The organism is Novosphingobium sp. NFX11, from assembly GCF_057376415.1.
The window spans coordinates 1,204,214-1,222,672 of sequence record NZ_CP080384.1; the positions used below are offsets into that span (position 1 = coordinate 1,204,214).

General features: G+C 64.6%; 12 protein-coding genes, 3 tRNA genes and 1 pseudogene. 6 read left to right on the plus strand and 10 right to left on the minus strand.

Annotated elements, in window-relative coordinates:
* Positions 1 to 20 precede the first annotated feature (20 nt).
* Positions 21 to 851: a coniferyl-alcohol dehydrogenase gene (locus KZO24_RS06110; RefSeq protein ID WP_271183286.1), complete on the minus strand. Its 831-nt coding sequence runs from the start codon at positions 849 to 851 to the stop codon at positions 21 to 23.
* A gap of 27 nt (positions 852 to 878) precedes the next feature.
* Here KZO24_RS06110 and KZO24_RS06115 point away from each other — a divergent pair, with 27 nt between their 5' ends.
* Entirely contained in the window at positions 879 to 1,730 is an 852-nt protein-coding gene (locus KZO24_RS06115) for a TetR/AcrR family transcriptional regulator (RefSeq protein ID WP_486486982.1), read from the plus strand.
* An 84-nt stretch (positions 1,731 to 1,814) separates the two neighbouring features.
* Here the strand turns inward: KZO24_RS06115 and KZO24_RS06120 are convergent, their stop codons facing one another.
* Positions 1,815 to 2,681, minus strand: a complete 867-nt coding sequence (locus KZO24_RS06120) for a YihY/virulence factor BrkB family protein (protein ID WP_486486983.1) — start codon at positions 2,679 to 2,681, stop codon at positions 1,815 to 1,817.
* A 286-nt stretch (positions 2,682 to 2,967) separates the two neighbouring features.
* Here KZO24_RS06120 and KZO24_RS06125 point away from each other — a divergent pair, with 286 nt between their 5' ends.
* From KZO24_RS06125 to KZO24_RS06140, 4 genes are all read left to right on the plus strand, one after another.
* A complete protein-coding gene (locus KZO24_RS06125; protein WP_486486984.1) occupies positions 2,968 to 5,214 on the plus strand; it encodes an autotransporter assembly complex protein TamA in 2,247 nt (748 codons plus the stop codon).
* Positions 5,214 to 7,970, plus strand: coding sequence for a translocation/assembly module TamB domain-containing protein (locus tag KZO24_RS06130; RefSeq protein WP_486486985.1), 2,757 nt, complete (start codon positions 5,214 to 5,216; stop codon positions 7,968 to 7,970). Before KZO24_RS06125 ends, KZO24_RS06130 begins: the two co-directional genes overlap by 1 nt.
* 122 nt (positions 7,971 to 8,092) lie before the next feature.
* A complete protein-coding gene (locus KZO24_RS06135) occupies positions 8,093 to 9,478 on the plus strand; it encodes a translocation/assembly module TamB domain-containing protein (RefSeq protein ID WP_486486986.1) in 1,386 nt (461 codons plus the stop codon).
* Positions 9,478 to 9,669 (plus strand): hypothetical protein, encoded by a 192-nt coding sequence (locus KZO24_RS06140; protein ID WP_271183291.1) that lies wholly within the window; start codon positions 9,478 to 9,480, stop codon positions 9,667 to 9,669. The genes KZO24_RS06135 and KZO24_RS06140 overlap by 1 nt, the downstream gene beginning before the upstream one ends.
* 522 nt (positions 9,670 to 10,191) lie before the next feature.
* Here the strand turns inward: KZO24_RS06140 and KZO24_RS06145 are convergent.
* From KZO24_RS06145 to KZO24_RS06180, 8 genes are all read right to left on the minus strand, one after another.
* Positions 10,192 to 10,267, minus strand: a tRNA-Lys gene (locus tag KZO24_RS06145).
* A gap of 26 nt (positions 10,268 to 10,293) precedes the next feature.
* Positions 10,294 to 10,369 (minus strand) — tRNA-Lys (locus KZO24_RS06150).
* Between the two features lie 25 nt (positions 10,370 to 10,394).
* Positions 10,395 to 10,470 (minus strand) — tRNA-Lys (locus KZO24_RS06155).
* Positions 10,471 to 10,572: 102 nt separating this feature from the next.
* Complete coding sequence (gene rodA / locus KZO24_RS06160) at positions 10,573 to 11,685, minus strand: rod shape-determining protein RodA (RefSeq protein WP_008831883.1); 1,113 nt, start codon at positions 11,683 to 11,685, stop codon at positions 10,573 to 10,575.
* A complete protein-coding gene (mrdA, locus tag KZO24_RS06165; RefSeq protein WP_271183293.1) occupies positions 11,682 to 13,784 on the minus strand; it encodes a penicillin-binding protein 2 in 2,103 nt (700 codons plus the stop codon). The genes rodA and mrdA overlap by 4 nt, the downstream gene beginning before the upstream one ends.
* A gap of 114 nt (positions 13,785 to 13,898) precedes the next feature.
* Positions 13,899 to 14,342, minus strand: a complete 444-nt coding sequence (gene mreD, locus KZO24_RS06170) for a rod shape-determining protein MreD (protein ID WP_486486987.1) — start codon at positions 14,340 to 14,342, stop codon at positions 13,899 to 13,901.
* Positions 14,343 to 14,478: 136 nt separating this feature from the next.
* A complete protein-coding gene (gene mreC / locus KZO24_RS06175) occupies positions 14,479 to 15,228 on the minus strand; it encodes a rod shape-determining protein MreC (protein ID WP_486486988.1) in 750 nt (249 codons plus the stop codon).
* Between the two features lie 103 nt (positions 15,229 to 15,331).
* Entirely contained in the window at positions 15,332 to 16,378 is a 1,047-nt protein-coding gene (locus KZO24_RS06180; protein ID WP_008831879.1) for a rod shape-determining protein, read from the minus strand.
* Between the two features lie 258 nt (positions 16,379 to 16,636).
* Here KZO24_RS06180 and mutL point away from each other — a divergent pair.
* Positions 16,637 to 18,443, plus strand: a pseudogene (mutL, locus tag KZO24_RS06185) (DNA mismatch repair endonuclease MutL).
* Positions 18,444 to 18,459 lie beyond the last annotated feature (16 nt).

The following is an 18,459-nucleotide window of genomic DNA, read 5'->3' on the forward strand; positions in this document are numbered from 1 at the left end:
CGACGAGCCATGCATCCTGCTTATGCATCCTGCTTTCGGGCCATCATCTTCGTGATATCGACCTGACCAGTGGCCAAGCCGCCCATGAAGCCGCCGTCCACCGGCAGCACGACGCCATTGACCACGCCTGCGAGGTCGGAGTTGATCAGGACCAGCGGCCCCGCCTGTTCTTCCGGCGTGGTGTAGCGGCCGAGCGGCTCGGCGGCGGCATCGACGACTTCCTTGCCCGAGACGGCGTGGAAGGTCGCCATCATCGGCGTCTGCGTGGGCGAGGGGAGCGAGCAGTTGATGCGGATGCCCTGCTTGATCAGGCGGGCACCCATGAACTGCGTCCAGACGATGACGGCTTCCTTCGAGAACGCATAGCCCTCGCCGACCTGGTCCATGTTCGCCTCGCACCAGTCGAGACCGGCCTGGAAGCCCTGCGTCGCCAGCAGTTGCATGTGGACCGGGATACGGCGGCTCCAGCCGAGGCCGCCCGTCGAGGCGATCGAGACGATCGCGCCCTTGTTCCCCATCAGCGGTACGACCTGCTCGGTCAGGTGACGGGTGCCGAGGAAATTGACCTTCATCGTGTCCATGGACGGAAAACCACCGCCGCCCGGGAGCCCTGCGCAGTTGAACAGCGCGTCGATCTTGCCTCCTACGCCGCTGACGGCGGCCTCGAGGCTGGCCGGATCGCGCAGATCGATCTGCGTGAACGAGGCCATCGGCACGGCGCTTTCCTTGAAGTCGAAGCCGTGGACCTCGGCGCCGAGCGATACCAGCAGCTTCGCGGCGGCCTCGCCCATGCCGGAGAAGCAGCCGCTGACGATTACGCGCTTGCCCTTGTAGCCCAGAACATCACTCATTGGTCGTTCCTTCCTCTCACGGGCGTGGTGCTGGCCGGGGCCGGACCTGCCGTTTCCTTTGCCCGTAGCTATGCGCTGTCGGCGGGTGGGTTCAACCGCCCCGGCGGGTCATCGCGCACACGATGGCAGCCCCTACCTCGCCATCGGCCGCACGTCTTGCTAGGCGTCTTACGAGAACAAACGGCAAAGGCGGCAAGAGTGGCATCGAAAGCGGTGAGAGGGCGAAGGCCAAGCCATCCGGACCGGCGCGAGGAAATCCTTGCAGCGGCCGCTCGCCGCTTTGCCGAGTTCGGCTTCGAGGCGACCACCGTGCGGCAGATTGCCGACGACGTGAACATCCTGTCGGGCAGCCTCTATCACCATTTCGCCACGAAGGAGGAAATGCTCGATTCCATAGTTCGCGATGCGGTTCTCGACCAGAGGGGACGGGCACTGCGCATCGCGGCGCTCGATATCGACGCTGAAGTGCGCTTCGTCACCCTCATTGCAGAGGAACTTGCGGCTCTGGCGGATCGCCTCGAGGCTTATGCCATCATTTTCAGCGAGCGAAAATTCTTCCGTCGCAGCCCGGATTTTCTCTACCTCATGAAAGCCCGCAAGGAAGCGTTCGAAGCCTGGCGCTTCGTTCTGGACGAGGGCGTGTCCTCGGGACAGTTCCATGGCGGAATCGACAGCTATCTGACCGTGTCTACCATCATGCGCATGCTCAATTCCGGTGCCGACTGGTATCGGCATGAGGACGGCTCGCCGCTGGATGCGATGGCAAATTATTCGCTGAAGGCGCTTATCGCGTTCTACTCAGGATTTGCGCTGCGTTCAGTTCGTGCAGCGGGGCGCGGGGAAGCGCCGATCCCTGCGCCCCTCACGCTTCCGGGCTAGCACCGTCCGCGCGTCGCCGCTCGGCCTCGGCGCGATGGTGCTTTCGCCGTTCGAGTTGCCTTGCTGAAGGCACGCCGTCGTCGATCAGATCGGCAAGGACTGCTCCCCTTTCCCCGGCAGGACGCGGGGGCCGACGGTAGTGTCGCAAAAGGTCTGGCGCTCGATCTCCGCGTTGAGCAGGGCACCGAGAAGTACGCCATATGCGGAAAGGAACAGCCACATCAGGAACACGACAATGGCCGAAAGCGAGCCGTACGTCGCGTTGTAGTCGCTGATGTAGGCTACGTAGAGCGAGAAGCCGAACGAGACTGCCAGCCAGAGCAGCGTCGCCAGCAGTGAGCCGGGTGCGAGCCAGCGCCACTTGGCAGGGCGGCGGTCGGGGCCGTAGCGCATGATCAAGGCGAAGCCGGCGCTGCCAAGCGAGATCGCGGCTACCCAGGTCAGGATCTTGAAGGTCAGTTGGGTGGCGCTCCCGAGGTATACGCTTGTCTCCGTCTGCAGCCACGCGAAGACGCCGCCGGATAGCACGCCGGTCAACGCCAACAGAATCGCCGCGAGCGTTAGTCCACCGGTGCGCAAGGTTCGGGCGACGACGCTGCGCGTCTCGCGCTCTTCGTTGATGATGTTGAGCGCGCTGACCATTCCGCCTGCCGCGCGCATGCCTCCATAGATCGCGAAGAACAACGCGATGACGAGCGCGAGGCCGGTCACTCCGGAGTTGGTGGAGATGATCCGCAGCAACTGCTCTTCCAGAAGGCGGGCGACCTCCGGCGGCACCACGTCGACGATGCTGTCCATTTGCTCACGCACCATGCTGACGTCGGCAACAAGTCCGTAAACCATCACGGTTGCCGCGATCAGCGGGGTCAGGGCAAGAAATGTGTAGAACGCGAGGCCTGCCGAAAGAAGGCCCAGTTCATGGAAGCCAATCATCACGTAGACCCGCTTCACTACCCTGAACCACGCCGCACGCGGCATGGCCAGGGGGACAGGGCATCCGATCCGGGGACGATTTCCGTTGCGGCGTTGCTTGCCGGCGTTCCGACGCTATTCACTACGAGCCTGTGTGAACGAGGGAACTTTCGCTGTTGCAATGCGATAGGCATTCTCAGGAGGGGCCGGATGTACCGGTTCGGCAAAGGGGTGATTCGTCGCGGTGTCCATGTTCAGGCTAATCGATCATCGGCCGGATCGTTCCCTGTCCCTGCGCCATGGATGTGCCGGCGGTGCGGTTGCCTTGGTCCTTGCACTTGGCATCGCCGTGCCTTCGGGCAGTGCATCGGCGCAAGCGCAACCTTCGGAAGAGGCGGCACCGGCGAACCAGCCCTCCTCGCAGCCTGAAGGCAAGGCAGTCGACCTCGAGGCGGGTCAGGTAAAGGTGCCGGCGCCACCTGCCGACTCTACTTTGCCGCAAGTCGATCCGATCATCCCTGACGGCGAGTTCAATTCCTCCATACCTGCGCTCGACGCCTCAGATGACCTCGAACTCGACAAGCCGCTCGAGATCGATCGACGCGTTCGAGCGTCGCATGGCGGAGCAGCAGAGCGGAGCGAAGCCGGCAGAAGGTACCTCCCTCCCGCTGGAGATCCGGCGCTTGCGGATGGCCAGGCTGTCGAAGAGATCGGCGATGCTCCTGTGCGCGATGCTGAACTGACTGCCCCCTTGCCGCCCATCGACCAGTTCGAGGTTACCCCGGTACAGATCGCCGAAGGAGAGGAAGGTGATAAGGATGTCGAAGTCGGGTATCGCATCGACATCAAGGGGCTCGATCTCGCCGACAAGGAAACGGGTGCCGACCTTGAAAGCCAGTTCAATTCCGCGTCGGCTCTCAAGAAGGGCGATGGCAAGGCGGCCAATTCTGCGATGGTCGCGGCACGGCTGACCGAAGACAGCCAGTTGATGCAGACGGTGCTCGCTTCCGAGGGCTGGTACAGCCCGCAAGTGCGTACACGCATGGACCCGTCGTCCGATCAAGCCGATCCAGGTCTGATCGCAGTCATCCAGGTTAATCCCGGCAAGCGTTACGTGTTCTCCGATATTCAGGTGAAGGCCGACCCGACAGTTCCTTCCGGTCTGATCGCGGACAACTTTCCTCTCAAGGTCGGCGAGCCTATCGTTGCGGAGCGCGTGCAAGGTGCCGAGGCGCGTGTCGCGGTAGCGCTGCCCGAGAATGGCTACCCCTTCGCTGAAGTGGGCCAGCGCGACATCCTGCTGGATCAGGACGCGGGCGACGGCGTCTATACGCTCCCGGTCACGGTCGGGCCGCGCGGCCGCTTTGGCGGTTTCACGACTGATGGCGACATGGCCTTTGATGCCGATCACATTCAAGTGCTCGCACGGTTCAAGCGCGGCGAGCTTTACGACAGCCGCAAGGTCGACGATCTGCGCAAGGCGCTCGTCGCCACGAGCCTTTTCTCGACTGTAGCGGTTGAGCCGCAAAAGACCGGCGAACAGGTCGGCGATGGCACCGAATACGTTACGCTGCACGTCAAGCAGGATGCAGGGCCTCCGCGCACCATCGCCGGATCGCTCGGCTATGCGGCGGGTGAGGGCATCACCGCCCAGGCGACCTGGACCCACCGCAACATGTTCCCGCCCGAGGGTGCCCTGATCGCCCATGCCATCGCCGGTACGCGCCAGCAGGGTGCAGGCGTGACCTTCCGGCGCTCCAACGCGGGCAAGCGTGATCGGACGTTCGAACTCGTCGCCGAGGCCTTCCACAACGATTACGACGCCTACAGCGCCTACACCGGCCGCATCGCGGCGCGCATCGCCCGCGATTCTACACCGATCTGGCAGAAGCGCTATACTTATGCCTTCGGCGTCGAGATGCTCGGTACTGCGGAAACCGATTATGACGCGGCAAGCGGTGGACGCAAACGGCGCACCTACTACGTGGCCGGGCTCAACGGACAAGTCGGGTTCGACACCTCGGATAATCTGCTCAACCCGACCAAGGGTTACCGCCTCACTACGCTCGTGCAGCCCGAGGCGACGGTGCGCGGAGGGTTCGACCCGTACGTCCGCGCCCGGCTGGACGCCTCAACCTACTACCCCTTCAGCGACAGCTTCGTCCTTGCCGGAAGGATGCGCCTCGGCACGATCCAAGGCGCGGGGCTGTTCGATATTGCGCCATCGCGCAGACTCTATGCAGGTGGCGGCGGCTCGGTTCGCGGTTTCGCCTATCAGGCTCTTGGCGAACAGGCGCCTGACGGCAATCCGGTCGGCGGTCGCAGCCTCAACGAAGCTTCGGTCGAGGCGCGCTATCGTTTCGGCAACTACGGAGTCGTCGCCTTCGTCGATGCGGGGCAGGCATATCGCGAGACAATGCCGCAGTTCAATGACTTGCGCTACGGCGTCGGCATTGGCGGCCGCTTCTACACCAACTTCGGACCGATGCGGCTAGACGTGGCTACGCCGATCAACCGGCGCCCGGGCGAGTCGCGCTTCAACCTTTACGTATCGATTGGGCAGGCATTCTGATGGCCGGCCCCGAGGAGAACAACGAAGGCATGCCGCCGCAGCCGGAAACCGAAACCACCGAAGTCGTGGTGCAACAGCCATCCCGCTGGCACCGCGTCCGTGTGAGGGCACTCAAGACTGTTGCCTTCGTGGTGCTGGGCGTCGTCGCCTTCCTTCTCGCGGTGGTTCTCGGGATCAATACGGGGCCGGGACGTCGCTTCGTCGCGGACCAGATCGCCGCGCTCGAGTTCGAGAACGGCATGAAGATCTCCGTCGCAAGGATCGACGGGTCGCTCTACGGCAAGATGATTCTGCGCGGGCTCTCCGTGCGCGACCCGCGTGGCGAGTTTCTATACTCTCCGGAAATCCGCATCGACTGGCGCCCTTTCGCCTACCTTGATAACCACGTGGACGTGCGCAGTGCTACGGCGCAACGGGTGATACTGCGCCGCACGCCGCATTTCCGCGCCACGCCGCCCAGCGACGCGCCTTTGCTGCCCGATCTCGACATCGACTTGGGCGAGCTGCGTATCGACCGCTTCATCGCCGAGCCCCCTGTCTCCGGCCAGAGGCGCATCATGACCGTCGCGGGGCGCGCGCACATCGCCGACGGCCGTGCGCAGGTCAGTGCGAAGGGCGGCACCATCGCCATTGATGGCAAGGGTGGCGGGGACCGGTTCAACGCCGTGCTCGACGCTGTGCCTGAGCGCAATCGTCTTGGTCTCGACGTCGATTTCGACGCACCGAAGGGCGGCCTCATCGCGGGTCTTGCCGGCTTTACGCAGCCGGTCACTCTCAAGCTTGCGGGCAAGGGCGACTGGGCGGCATGGAACGGCAAGCTCGATGCGAACCTAGGCAGCGGCGAACTGGCAAGATTGGCGCTGACGGCGCGGAACGGCACGTTCGTTATCAAGGGGCCGACGCGCTTCGCCCAGATGTTCGCAGGGCCGACCGCCAGCCTTCTCGGGCCGGTCACCAGCGTCGATCTGACCGCAGCGTTCGAGAAGCGCCGCGCCAGACTGTCGGGCATGATTTCCAGCGATGCCTTCACCCTGACTCCGAACGGTCTCGTTGATCTCGGAGAAAACCGGTTCGAGAGCCTCAAGCTCGCATTCGTCCTCCTTAAGCCTGCCGCTCTGGCCGAGAACCTGAGCGGGGCGGGTCTGACCGCCGAGCTAGCCCTTGATGGCGCGTTCACTACGCCCTCGGTCAATTACCAGCTCGCTGCAAGGCGACTGGTGATGAATGACATGGGGCTGGAGAGCCTGACCGCGCGCGGTGCGGCCAAAGTCGATGCAGGGCATATCATGATCCCGGCGGCGGCGAGGGTCGGTCGCATTACCGGCCTCGATACCGTCGCGGGAGGCAAGCTCGACAACGTCACGCTCAATGGTGACCTTGCAATCGAGGGCACGCGCATCCTGTCCGACAACATGCGCCTGCGTTCAGATCGCATCGATGCGGGGCTGATACTCGTCGCCGACGTGAGCAAGGGTCTCTATACCGGTGCAATCGATGGCAAGATCGACAACTATCGTGTCGATAGTGTCGGTATCTTCAATATCCGCACCAACATGGACCTCAAGACCGAGGGACAGGGTTTCGCCTTGCAGGGCACAGTGCGGGCACGGTCTACGAAGCTGCTGAACGAAAGCCTGCAGACCTATCTCGGCGGTAATTTCTCGGCTTCTTCCAACCTGAAGTACGGTTCCGACGGCATCGTGCGCTTTTCCAGTGTACGCATGAATGCGCCTCTTCTGCGGGTTACCGGAGGGCAGGGCAGTTGGTCACCCGATGGACGCATCGCGCTCGCTGCGAATGGTTCGTCGCGCCAGTACGGTGCTCTCGGTGTTCGGGTGACCGGGACCATCCGCAATCCCGATGCACATTTGACGGCGGAGCGACCGGGGCTGGGCATTGGTCTCGCAAATCTGGATGCACGGATCAAAGGTGCACCGGGTGGCTATCGCCTCGACGCCAAGGGAGATACCGATTACGGCCCGTTGCGAGCCGACGTGACGCTCGGGCTCGGCAAGCAGACTTCGGTGCAGATCAACAGTGCCAATCTTTCCGGCGTCGATTTCGCGGGTCGTATCGTCCAAACGCCTGCCGGTCCCTTCGCGGGGCAATTGACGGCCAATGGTAACGGTATAGGCGGGCTCGTGCGGCTGGATGCCGACGGCAAGTACCAAGCGGCCGACTTCAACCTGCGCGCCAAGAACGCGATCTTCGACGGGCCAGCCAAGCTATCCGTCGGCTCTGCCATCGTAGACGGTCGTGCGGTGCTCTACGACCAGCCCTACGTCGTCGCCGACGCGCAGATCGCCGGCACCAGCATCGGCGCGCTCGACCTAGCGGCGGCGCGCGTGCTTGTCGATTATCGCGATGGGCGAGGCAAGGCGAAGGGCCTCATCGAAGGCGTCAGCGGTGTGCCGTTCCGTCTCGGCCTCAACGCCGACATGCAGCCAGAAATGTGGCGGGTGGCGCTGCAGGGCAGGGTCCGCGGCTTGGACGTCAAGACGACCACGCCCGCCCGCATCGTTCCCAAGGATGGCACTTACGAGCTGTTGCCTACCAACATCGCGTTCGGAGGCGGCAGCCTCAAGCTGGCCGGCTCGTACGGCGAAGGCATGAAGGTGCAGAGCCGGATGGAGGGCGTCGATCTCGCCATCCTCAACGCCTTCGCCCCTGGTTACGGTATTGGCGGCAAGGTCAGCGGCAGCCTCGACTTCGAACAGGCGAGCGCAACCGCGTTCCCCGTGCGGATGCGCGCCTGACGCTCGACAACTTCACCCGTACCAGTTCATCGACCGTAAGCCAGGGTGTCGATATCAGCTTCGTCGGCAAGTTGCTGCCGGACGGAGGTGAAGGTCGCGCAGTGTTCCGTCGTCGAGGTACCGTGATCGGCCGAATGGCGGCGAGCCTGAAGCCGCTGCCGTCGGGTGATGGTCCCTGGATGACGCGCCTGATGGATGCCCCGCTGGGCGGTGGTATTCGCTACAACGGTCCGGCCGAGACCCTGTTCTCGTTCGCGGGGCTGTCCGGGCAGACGCTCACCGGCTCTGTCGGGCTGGCGGCGGACTTTACCTGCCGTGTGTCCAGTCCATGCATCAATGGCGTCGTGCAGGGGCGCGACATGGTCTATGAAAACATCGCCTACGGCACGCGCCTCAGCCGCATGGCGCTGGCAGGCAGGTTCACCGGGGATTCGCTGGAGCTGACCTCGCTGACGGCAAAGGCCGGTGACGGTAACGTCAGCGCCATCGGCCGTGTAAGCCTCGCCGCCGACGCCGGTTATCCGATGGATCTCACCGTAAAGCTCGACCGCGCGCGGCTGGCGCGTAGCGACGCCCTTTCGGCGACCGCAACGGGAAATCTGAGGCTGACCAAAGCGGCGGGCGAGCCTGCGCTACTGGCGGGTGAGATCAAGTTGCCGGAAACCCGTTACCAGATCGTGCGTGAGGGGGCCGCGCAGATTCCGCGCCTTACGGGCGTGCGCTTCAAGCCGCCGGTCGGGCCGCAGCGCATCACCGGCGACGAGTCTGCGCCTGCGGCTGCCAGCGCCTTCGCACTGATCCGTCTCGACTTGCACTTGCGCGCGCCTGAAAAGCTCTACGTGTCCGGAATGGGGTTGGAATCTGAATGGAGTGCGGATTTCAACGTCACCGGTACCAGCGCGGCGCCATCGCTCTCCGGCGACGTCAAGCTGGTGCGTGGTACGCTGGGCTTCGCAGGGCGCTCGTTCCAGTTGAGCGATGGGCTGATCTCGTTCAACGGCGGCTCGACTATCGATCCGACCGTCCAGATCACAGCGACCGACGACATCGAGGACGTCACCGTTAACGTGAACGTCACCGGCCGCGCAATGAACCCACAGATTGACTTCTCCTCCGATCCCAGTCTGCCGGACGACGAAGTGCTTTCCCGCATCCTGTTCGGCAGCTCGATAGCCAACCTTTCGGCCTTGCAGGCGGTGCAACTGGCATCCTCGCTCAATTCCTTGCGCGGCACCGGCGGAGGTTTGAATCCCCTTGGCAAGCTGCGCTCGGCGGCGGGTATCGATCGCCTGCGCATTCTTGGGCCGGATGAACAGTCCGGGCGCGGCACGGCCGTTGCTGCTGGCCAGTATCTGACTGACGACATCTACGTCGAACTTATCACCGACGCGCGTGGCTTTACGGCAACGCAGTTGGAAGTCAGTGTCACGAAGTGGCTGTCGGTGTTGAGCCAGGCTGGCGGCTCTGGCGTGAACAGCCTGAACGTGCGCATCAAGAAGGACTACTGATGCGCGTCGGCCTGATTACTGCGCTTGTGCTTGCGGCCATTCTGGGAGGCTGCAAGCGCGAGCCGACGTTCGAGGAGCGGTATAAGGCGGCGAACAAGACGATCGTGGATCGCGCTAGGCAGATCGATGCGCAGATTGCCGCCACAGGTTCGCCGCCCCTCGAAGAAGACGGTGTCTCGCCAGAGCACTGAAACGTCGGGTTTACTTCTGATTGCTAGGGACGCCTGGGCAAGCAGAAGAGGTCACCATGCTCCCTGAAGTGAACGATCGACTGGCAGGGCGCCGCGCGGTGCTTATGCAGGCGCGCTGCCGCAAGTCGAGCTGGCATGTCTTCCCGGTCGAACTGAGTGACATCTCGCAGGGGGCTGCAGCATCGTCGGCAGCGCCGAAATTTTTGTCCGCGATGAACCGATCCAGCTGCGAATTGCGAACTTCAAACCCATCGCAGCACACGTGCGTTGGCTGAAAGGCAACAAGGTCGGTGTCGAGTTTCGCAGTGCGCTTGCCGGCAAATTGATCGAAGAATTGGGGCGAGCTTACGGGATCCCGATCCGCACGGGATAGTGTGCGGATCCGGCAGGAGCAGTCAGTTGCCCGCGGGTCTTGCTGCCAAGCGTAGCTAGCCTTGGCGCATCCATGGCCTCTTGGTTATGGGGTGCGTTAGCTGCGTTCCTCGTGAGAAAACGATGGTTGCATCAGTTTGGAGTGGAGGGTGGTGGACGCACTTGGGCTCGAACCAAGGACCCGCTGATTAAGAGTCAGCTGCTCTACCAACTGAGCTATGCGTCCCCACGGGTGTCCGCAGGATTGGTATATGGTGGACGCACTTGGGCTCGAACCAAGGACCCGCTGATTAAGAGTCAGCTGCTCTACCAACTGAGCTATGCGTCCCCACATGGTCTTCGCGGAAACAGGATGGTGGACGCACTTGGGCTCGAACCAAGGACCCGCTGATTAAGAGTCAGCTGCTCTACCAACTGAGCTATGCGTCCACGCTACCTGTCCTCGAAGGGCCTTGCGGCCCCGCCGGTCGGCGGCGGAGAGGTCCCTATAACGGCAGATTTTTACATTGGAAGCGAAAACTTGAAAAAGTTTCAGCCGAGTGAGCCTCTGCCCTGATTCCAACGGTTTACCGCCATGATCGTGCCCAGGCAGATCATGTTGGTGAGCATGGAGGTGCCGCCGTGGCTCATGAAGGGCAGGGGAATTCCGACCACCGGCGCAAGGCCCATGACCATCATCAGGTTGATCATCACGTAGAAGAACATCGTCGCGGTCATGCCCGCCGCCAGCAGGCTGGAGAAGCGGTCGGGCGCGCGACGGGCGACGCCCATGCCCCAGCCGATCACGACGGTGAACACGAAGAGGACGAACAGCCCGCCCATCAGACCCCACTCTTCCGACATGGTCGCGAAGACGAAGTCGGTGTGGGGTTCGGGCAGGTACTGCAGGTGGCTCTGCGTGCCGTTGCCGAAGCCCTTGCCGAAGATGCCGCCCGAGCCGATCGCGATCTTGGACTGCGTGATGTGATAGCCGGTGCCGAGCGGGTCGCCCTCCGGATCCATGAACACCAGCACGCGGTTACGCTGGTAATCGTGGAGCAGCGTGAAGAATGCGATCGGGGCGATGACCATCATGGCACCGCCCGCGCCCAGGAACCACCACAAGGGAAGCCCCGCGAGGAACATCGTCACCACGCCGCCGAAGCATACGGCGGTGGCGGTGCCCAGGTCGGGCTGGATCAGCACGAACAGCGCCGGAACGCCGATCAGCACGCCCGCCGGGACGAGCCCGCGCCAGCTGGCGGTCATGGCGTGCGGCAGCGTCTCGTAGAAGCGCGCGAGCACGAGGACGATCGCGGGTTTCATCAGCTCCGACGGTTGCAACGACATGAAGCCGAGGTTGAGCCAGCGCTGGCTGCCGCCGCCGACCGCGCCGATCAGTTCGACGAGGACCAGCAGGATCAGGATCGCGCCGTAGATGGGATAGGCAGCCATCCGGAACAGGTTGCGGCTCATCCGGGCGATGACCATGGCCATGACCAGGAACACGCAGAAGCGTACCACATGGCTGAGCGCATAAGGCTGCAGGCTGCCGCCGGCTGCCGAGTAGAGCACCGCCGCGCCGAGTCCGACGAGCCCGCAGAGCGGGATGATCATCTGCCAGGGCTGGCGCGAGATCGCCTCGGGAACGATGGAGCGGCTCATTGCGGCGATCCTCCGGCCCCGGGCGAAGTCGCGGGCGTAGCGGTAGGCGAGGGCGCCGGTGCCGGTCGATCGGCCTCGTCGGCAGGCTCGGGCGCGGGCGACTGCGCCTCGCTGATGGGCTGGCGTGGGTCGTCGGGCTGGTCGGCGCCCTGCAGCTTGCGGCGCTCCTCTTCCGGCGAAACCTTGGGAGCGCCGACCCCGTACTGCGCGGAATAGGCGCGGAAGCGGGCGTCGAGGCGCTCCTTGGCGGTGCCGCCCCACTTCGTCTCGAGTTCGGTGAGGACTTCCATGCCCTTCTCCTTGTCGAAGATGTAGGTCAGCACGTCGCGCGCGATCGGATAGGCCGCGCCGGAACCGCCGCCGTGCTCGACGACCACGGAGCAGGCATAGCGCGGGTTATCGGCAGGGGCGAAGCAGATGAAGTGCCCGTGGTCGCGGTGCTTCCACAAGCCGCCTTTGCCGTTGCCGACGTTGAGGCCGACGACCTGCGCCGTACCGGTCTTTCCCGCCAGCTTGATGTCGGGGAACGGCAGGCGTGCGTGAGGGGCCGATCCGGGGCCGTTCGCGACGTCGGACATGGCCTGCCGGATATAGGCGAGATGCTCCTCGGGCACGCCGAGGGATGCCTGCTTCTCATGCTCGTGGCCGTGGATCAGCCTGGGCATGATGATCCGCCCGCTGGCGATGCGCGAGGCCTGGATTGCCTGCTGCAGCGGATTCACGAGGAAGTAGCCCTGTCCGATCGTGGCATTGACCGTGTCGAAGGTCTGCCATTGCTTGTCGTACTTCTTGAGCTTCCAGGCAGGGCTCGGGACCGTACCGTAGGACTGGCCCGCGACCGGCAGCGGGAACTCCTGACCAAGGCCGAGCCGCTTCGCCATGGCCGCGATCGGATCCATGCCGATGCGCTGGGCGAAGTGGTAGAAGTAGACGTCGCAGCTCTGGTAGATGCCCTTGGCCATGTTGACCTGGCCGTGGCCGCGCCGCTGCCAGCAGTGGAACACGCGGTTGCCCACCCGCAGGCCGCCGCCGCAGAAGACGCTTTCGTTTGGATCGAGCCCGGCCTCCATGAACGACAGCGCCACCATCGGCTTGACCGTGGAGCCCGGCGGATAGAGCCCGCGCAGCACCTTGTTGCGCAGAGGCACGTGGTCGTCGTCCGACAGCATCTTCCATTCGAGGCGGCCGATGCCGTCGGAAAAGCTGTTGGGGTCGAAGCTGGGCATCGACGCCATCGCGAGCACGTCGCCGGTCTGGCAGTCCATCACGACGACGGCGGCCGACTCGGGGCCGATGCGCCGGGCCGCGTAGTCCTGGATCGCGGCGTCGATGGTCGTCTTGATGGTCTTGCCCGGAACATCCTCGCGCGTGTCGAGGTCGCGCACGATGCGGCCCGAGGCGGTCACCTCGACGCGCCGCGCGCCGGGAGTGCCGCGCAGATCCTTCTCGTAAAATTTCTCGAGCGCGTCCTTGCCCAGCTTGTAGCCGGGCGTGAGCAGGACGGGGTCGTGGTCCTTCTCGTACTCCTCGGCCGAGGCGGCGCCGACGTAGCCGATGAGGTGGCCCACAGAGGGGCCAGTAGGGTAGAAGCGCGAGTAGCCGCGCTGGGTGACCACGCCGGGAAGGTCCGGCAGGCGCACGCTGACCGAGGCGAAACGCTCCCAATCCAGGCGGGATGCGACCTCGACAGGCGCGAACCCGTGCGAGCGGTCCAGCTTGTCCTGCAGGTCCTGCATCGCGATCGGCGTGAGCGACAGCAGCTTGCCGAGTTCGGCGATGGTGCGCTCGGGATCGCTCATCCGCTCGGGGATCACGTCGACCCGGAAGTCGGCGCGGTTGGAGGCGAGGGGCTGGCCGTGGCGGTCGAGAATCCAGCCGCGACGCGGCGGGATCAGCGACAGGTTGACGCGGTTGCTCTCCGCCTTGAGCTTGTACTTCTCGTTCTCGAAGACCGAGAGGTACGTCATGCGCGCGGCGAGCAGGCAGCCGATGCCGCCCTGGATGCCGCCGACGACGATGGTGCGCCGGTCGAAGCTGTTGCGCAGGGTGCCGTTGGTGACGTGCGGGGCGCGGATCAGACGCCTGAAATTGAACTTCATGAGCTGGACTTCATCGCATGACCACGAAGGGGGTCAGGCGAAGGCGATCCATCAAGGCCACGAAGCGGCCGACGAGCGGGTAGATAATCACGGAAATCACGATCTGGGGCACGATCACATTGAGGGGGCGCAAGCACCGGCGATGTTCGACACGCCGAGGCAGAGCACGATATACGCCACGATGAGGCCGATCGCCACCAGCCACTCGGTCAGGAAGTTGCGCCAGGGCAGACGTGTCTCGACATGGTCCAGAACGATCGTCGACAAGGACCACAGCAGCACGGCGGTGCCGAACGGCGATCCCGAGAACAGGTCGTCGAACAGGCCGAGCGGGAGTCCGGCCCACATCGGCATCAGGCCGGGGCGCAACTGCCGCCAGGCGATGAACATCAGGAAGCCCAGCGGGGGCAGGACGGGCGCCGACGCGATCAGCACCCAGCCCGGCGCCAGCGATCCCAGCATTACCGTCAGCCACGGAACCCCGCCCGCGATCGTACGCGAGGGCTTGCGGTTGATCCTCTGCTTTACGACCGTGTCGTTGCCGGACAGCAGCGGCACGATCACTCGCTCCCGGGCGCGGGTTCGGCGGGAGGCGGCGGGGGCGGCGGTGCCCAGGCGCGCTCGACGACGACGTAATCGGTGTCGGACGGGTTGCTCAGGACCCGCGCCATCGCACCGTCGCGCAGCAGTTCGGTTATGACCGCCAGCGGTGTGCCGGGGCGATAGAGTCCCCCGAGCCGGAGGTGACCATCACGTCACCCTTGCGCAGCGGATTGAGGCCGAGGTTGACGAGTCGGATGCGGATCGTGCCGTCGCCGTGTCCTTGCGCAAAGGCGGGCACGCCGTCGCGCGCGCGGCGCACCGGGACGATGCTTTCGGTATCGGTGATGAGCAGCACGCGCGCGCTCGACATGCCGACTTCGAGGACGCGCCCGACGAGGCCCATCGGCGAACGGACGGGCATGCCCTTTACCACGCCCTTGTCGGTCCCCGCGCCCAGCGTCGCGAAGCGGCGGGTGCTGGCGCCGGTGGAACTGACCAGCCGCGCATAGGCGACCGGTCGCCCATCGTCCTCGCGCAAGTCGAGCAACTGCTTGAGGCGGCGGTTCTCGGTTTCGGTGGCCTGCGCCCGCGCGATGCGCACCTTGGCTTCGGCCAGTTCGCGTTCCAGCCGGGCATGCTCGCGTCCCGAGAGGAAGAAGCCACCGATCTCCGCCATGAAGTCCTTGCCAGCGCGCCGCCCGCCGGCGGTCGCCTGCGCAGGCGACTCCGTCAGGTCCGAAGCGGCACCGCGCAGCGCCGAAAACGCATTCGGATTGACCATGGAGACGACGAGCAGACCCAATCCCACCACCGCGCCGAGCACGCCGGCGGTGTACTGGAAGAACGTCGAATATTGCGCCCTGCGCGAAAAGCCGGAGCGCCGATTGGCTGGCGGTGCCATGCGCCATGCACTCCTGTCATTCCCGCGCGGCGGTCCGGTGCAGGATATCCGCCGCGCTTTTCAAGGAGCCCGCACCTCGCACGGCGCGTTGCTCCCTATTCGATCAGGCGGACATCAGGACGCCGCGATAGATCGGGTCTTCCATCGCGCGGCCGGTGCCGAGCGCGACGCAGGACAGCGGATCTTCCGCGACGCTGACGGGCAGGCCGGTTTCTTCGCGCAGATAATCGTCGAGACCCTGGATCAGGGCGCCGCCGCCGGTCAGGACGATGCCCTGGTCGACGATGTCGGCGGCGAGTTCCGGCGCCGTGTTCTCGAGCGCGATGCGCACGCCTTCGATGATCTGTCCGATCGGTTCGGCCAGAGCCTCGGCGATGTTCGCCTGGCTGATGGTGATTTCTTTCGGCACGCCGTTGACGAGATCGCGGCCCTTGATGTGGATCGTCTCGCCGATGCCGTCGGCCGGCATGATGGCGATACCATAGTCCTTCTTGATGCGCTCTGCCGTGGCGTCGCCGATCAGCAGGTTGTGGTGACGGCGGACATAGGAGACGATCGACTCGTCCATCTTGTCACCGCCCACGCGCACCGAAGTGGTGTAGGCGAGGCCGCGCAGCGAGAGCACCGCGACTTCGGTGGTGCCGCCGCCGATGTCGACGACCATCGAGCCGACCGGTTCGGTGACGGGCATGTCGGCGCCGATCGCCGCGGCCATCGGCTCGAGGATCAGGTAGACTTGGCTGGCACCCGCGTTGCTGGCGGCGTCGCGAATGGCGCGGCGCTCCACCGAGGTCGATCCCGAGGGAACGCAGATCACGATCTCGGGGTAGCGGAACAGGTTCTTCTTGCCGTGCACCTTGCGGATGAAGTGCTTGATCATCTCTTCCGCGATTTCGATGTCGGCGATGACGCCGTCGCGCAGCGGGCGGATGGCCTCGATGTTGTCAGGGGTCTTGCCCATCATCATCTTGGCATCGTCACCGACGGCCTTGACCTTCTTCACGCCGTTCAGGGTTTCGATGGCAACGACGGAAGGTTCGTTCAGCACGATTCCGCGATCTTGTACGTAGACCAGCGTATTAGCTGTGCCGAGGTCGATCGCCATGTTCTGGGAGCCGAGTTTGAAGAATCGCGAGAAGGGGCCGGCCATCTAAAATCCGTTTCTTACCAATCGTTTGCCGAATCACTCTCGACATCGACGACCGGGGGTTGCGGGTAGGAGGGCTCCCCTTAGCCCATCGATTCGCGAAAGGCCAAAATTTTGTTCCCGATTCCGGGGAAACGCTCATCGCCCGTCTCGAATTAGCGCCGTTTCGTCGCTAGTTTGACCTGCTGCCGCACGATGCGTCCATGACGCCTTCAACGTTCGCATTTTGTCGAGAAGCCCCCAATCTTTGTCGAGACCCTGATGCCCACGATCCGCCGCTTGCCCGAACACCTCGTCAACCGCATCGCCGCCGGCGAAGTGGTCGAACGGCCGGCGTCCGCGCTCAAGGAACTGGTCGAGAACGCCATCGATGCGGGCTCCACGCAGATCACCGTGAGGATCGCCTCGGGCGGCCTCGACATGATCGAGGTGACCGACGACGGCTGCGGCATGCGCCCTGACGAGATCGCGCTGGCTCTGGAGCGCCACGCGACCTCCAAGCTGCCCGACGAGGCGATCGAACTGGTGGCGACGCTCGGCTTTCGGGGGAAGCGCTTCCCTCGATCGGGTCGGTCGCGCGGCTGACTATCGAGAGCCGTCCGCACGATGCTGACGAGGGTTGGAAGCGCGTGGTCGATCACGGCATGGTCACCGTGGATGCGCCCGCTGCGCTGCCGCCGGGAACGCGCATCCGGGTCGAGGATCTCTTCGGCAAAGTGCCTGCGCGGCGCAAGTTCCTGCGCTCGCCGCGCTCGGAATACGCGGTCTGCCTCGATGTCGTGCGCCGTCTAGCCATGGCGCGGCCCGATGTCGGCTTCGTGCTGGAGCATGACGGGCGCCGCACCATCTCTGTACAACCGCGCGAGGAACTGGCGGCCCGCGTCGCCCGCCTCGTCGCGCGTGAGCTTGCCGAAGACGGCGTGGTCATCGAGGCCGAGCGCGGAACGGCGCGGCTTACCGGGGTGGCGGGCCTGCCGACCTACAACCGCGGCGTGGCGGATCACCAGTACTTGTTCGTCAATGGGCGTCCGGTGCGCGACAAGCTGCTCGTCGGCGCGGTGCGCGGTGCCTACTCCGATATGCTGGCGCGCGATCGCCATGCGGTGCTGGCCCTGTTTCTTGAGATTCCACCTGAGGAAGTGGACGTAAACGTCCATCCCGCCAAGACCGAGGTGCGCTTTCGCGATCCGGCCTTCGTACGTGGTTTCCTGGTCGGCGCGCTGCGGCATGCGCTGGAGGGGCAGGGCAGAAGAGCGCGCAGCCGCCTCAGGCCGCCGCGATGAACATGTGGCAGGTCGAGCCGGTTGCGCCCGCACCCTCGATCGGCTCGCTGTTCGCGCGCGAATATTCTGCGCCGCGCAGTGACTACCAACCCTCGCGCGTTTCGGAGACGGGCACGGCGTGGCGCTCCTACGAGGCCGAGGTCATGGCCCAGCCCGCCGCGCGCGCCGAAGCGGCCGAAGACGCGAGCGAGGAAGCGCTGCGCTATCCGCTTGGCGTCGCACGCGGGCAGGTGGCGGGGACCTACATCGTCGCCGAAGCGCAAGATGGTCTCGTTATCGTCGACCAGCATGCCGCGCATGAGCGACTCGTGCTGGAAAAGCTCAAGGCAGCGGGCGCCGAAGAGGCGATGAACCGATCGCAGGCGCTGCTGCTGCCCGAAGTCGTCGAAATCGAGGAAGGCGCCTGCGATGCGCTGGAAGACAAGCTCGCAGACCTTGCCCGGCATGGCCTCGTCCTCGAACGCTTCGGACCGGCGGCGATGCTGGTGCGTGCGGTGCCATCAGTGCTGTCTAAAAGCGACGTCGGTGCTTTGGTGCAGGACGTAGCGGACGACCTGGCGCGCAATGGTGATGCTCTGCTGCTGGGGGAGAAGCTCGATCTCGTTCTGGCGACAATGGCCTGCCACGGTTCGGTGCGGGCTGGGCGCTCATTGTCGGTCGCGGAAATGAATGCGTTGTTGCGCGAAATGGAGCGCACGCCGCGCTCCGGCCAATGTAATCATGGCCGCCCTACTTGGGTGAAATTATTGCACGGCGATATAGAAAAGCTGTTCGGCCGGAAGTGAGGCCGCAAGCAATGGC

Bases quoted from the DNA above. Each gene is read 5' to 3' on its own strand.
- KZO24_RS06140 (WP_271183291.1), top strand. From the start codon at position 9,478: ATGCGCGTCGGCCTGATTACTGCGCTTGTGCTTGCGGCCATTCTGGGA.
- KZO24_RS06180 (WP_008831879.1), bottom strand. From the start codon at position 16,378: ATGGCCGGCCCCTTCTCGCGATTCTTCAAACTCGGCTCCCAGAACATG.
- KZO24_RS06110 (WP_271183286.1), bottom strand. From the start codon at position 851: ATGAGTGATGTTCTGGGCTACAAGGGCAAGCGCGTAATCGTCAGCGGC.
- KZO24_RS06130 (WP_486486985.1), top strand. From the start codon at position 5,214: ATGGCCGGCCCCGAGGAGAACAACGAAGGCATGCCGCCGCAGCCGGAA.
- rodA (WP_008831883.1), bottom strand. From the start codon at position 11,685: ATGAGCCGCTCCATCGTTCCCGAGGCGATCTCGCGCCAGCCCTGGCAG.
- mreC (WP_486486988.1), bottom strand. From the start codon at position 15,228: ATGGCACCGCCAGCCAATCGGCGCTCCGGCTTTTCGCGCAGGGCGCAA.
- mrdA (WP_271183293.1), bottom strand. From the start codon at position 13,784: ATGAAGTTCAATTTCAGGCGTCTGATCCGCGCCCCGCACGTCACCAAC.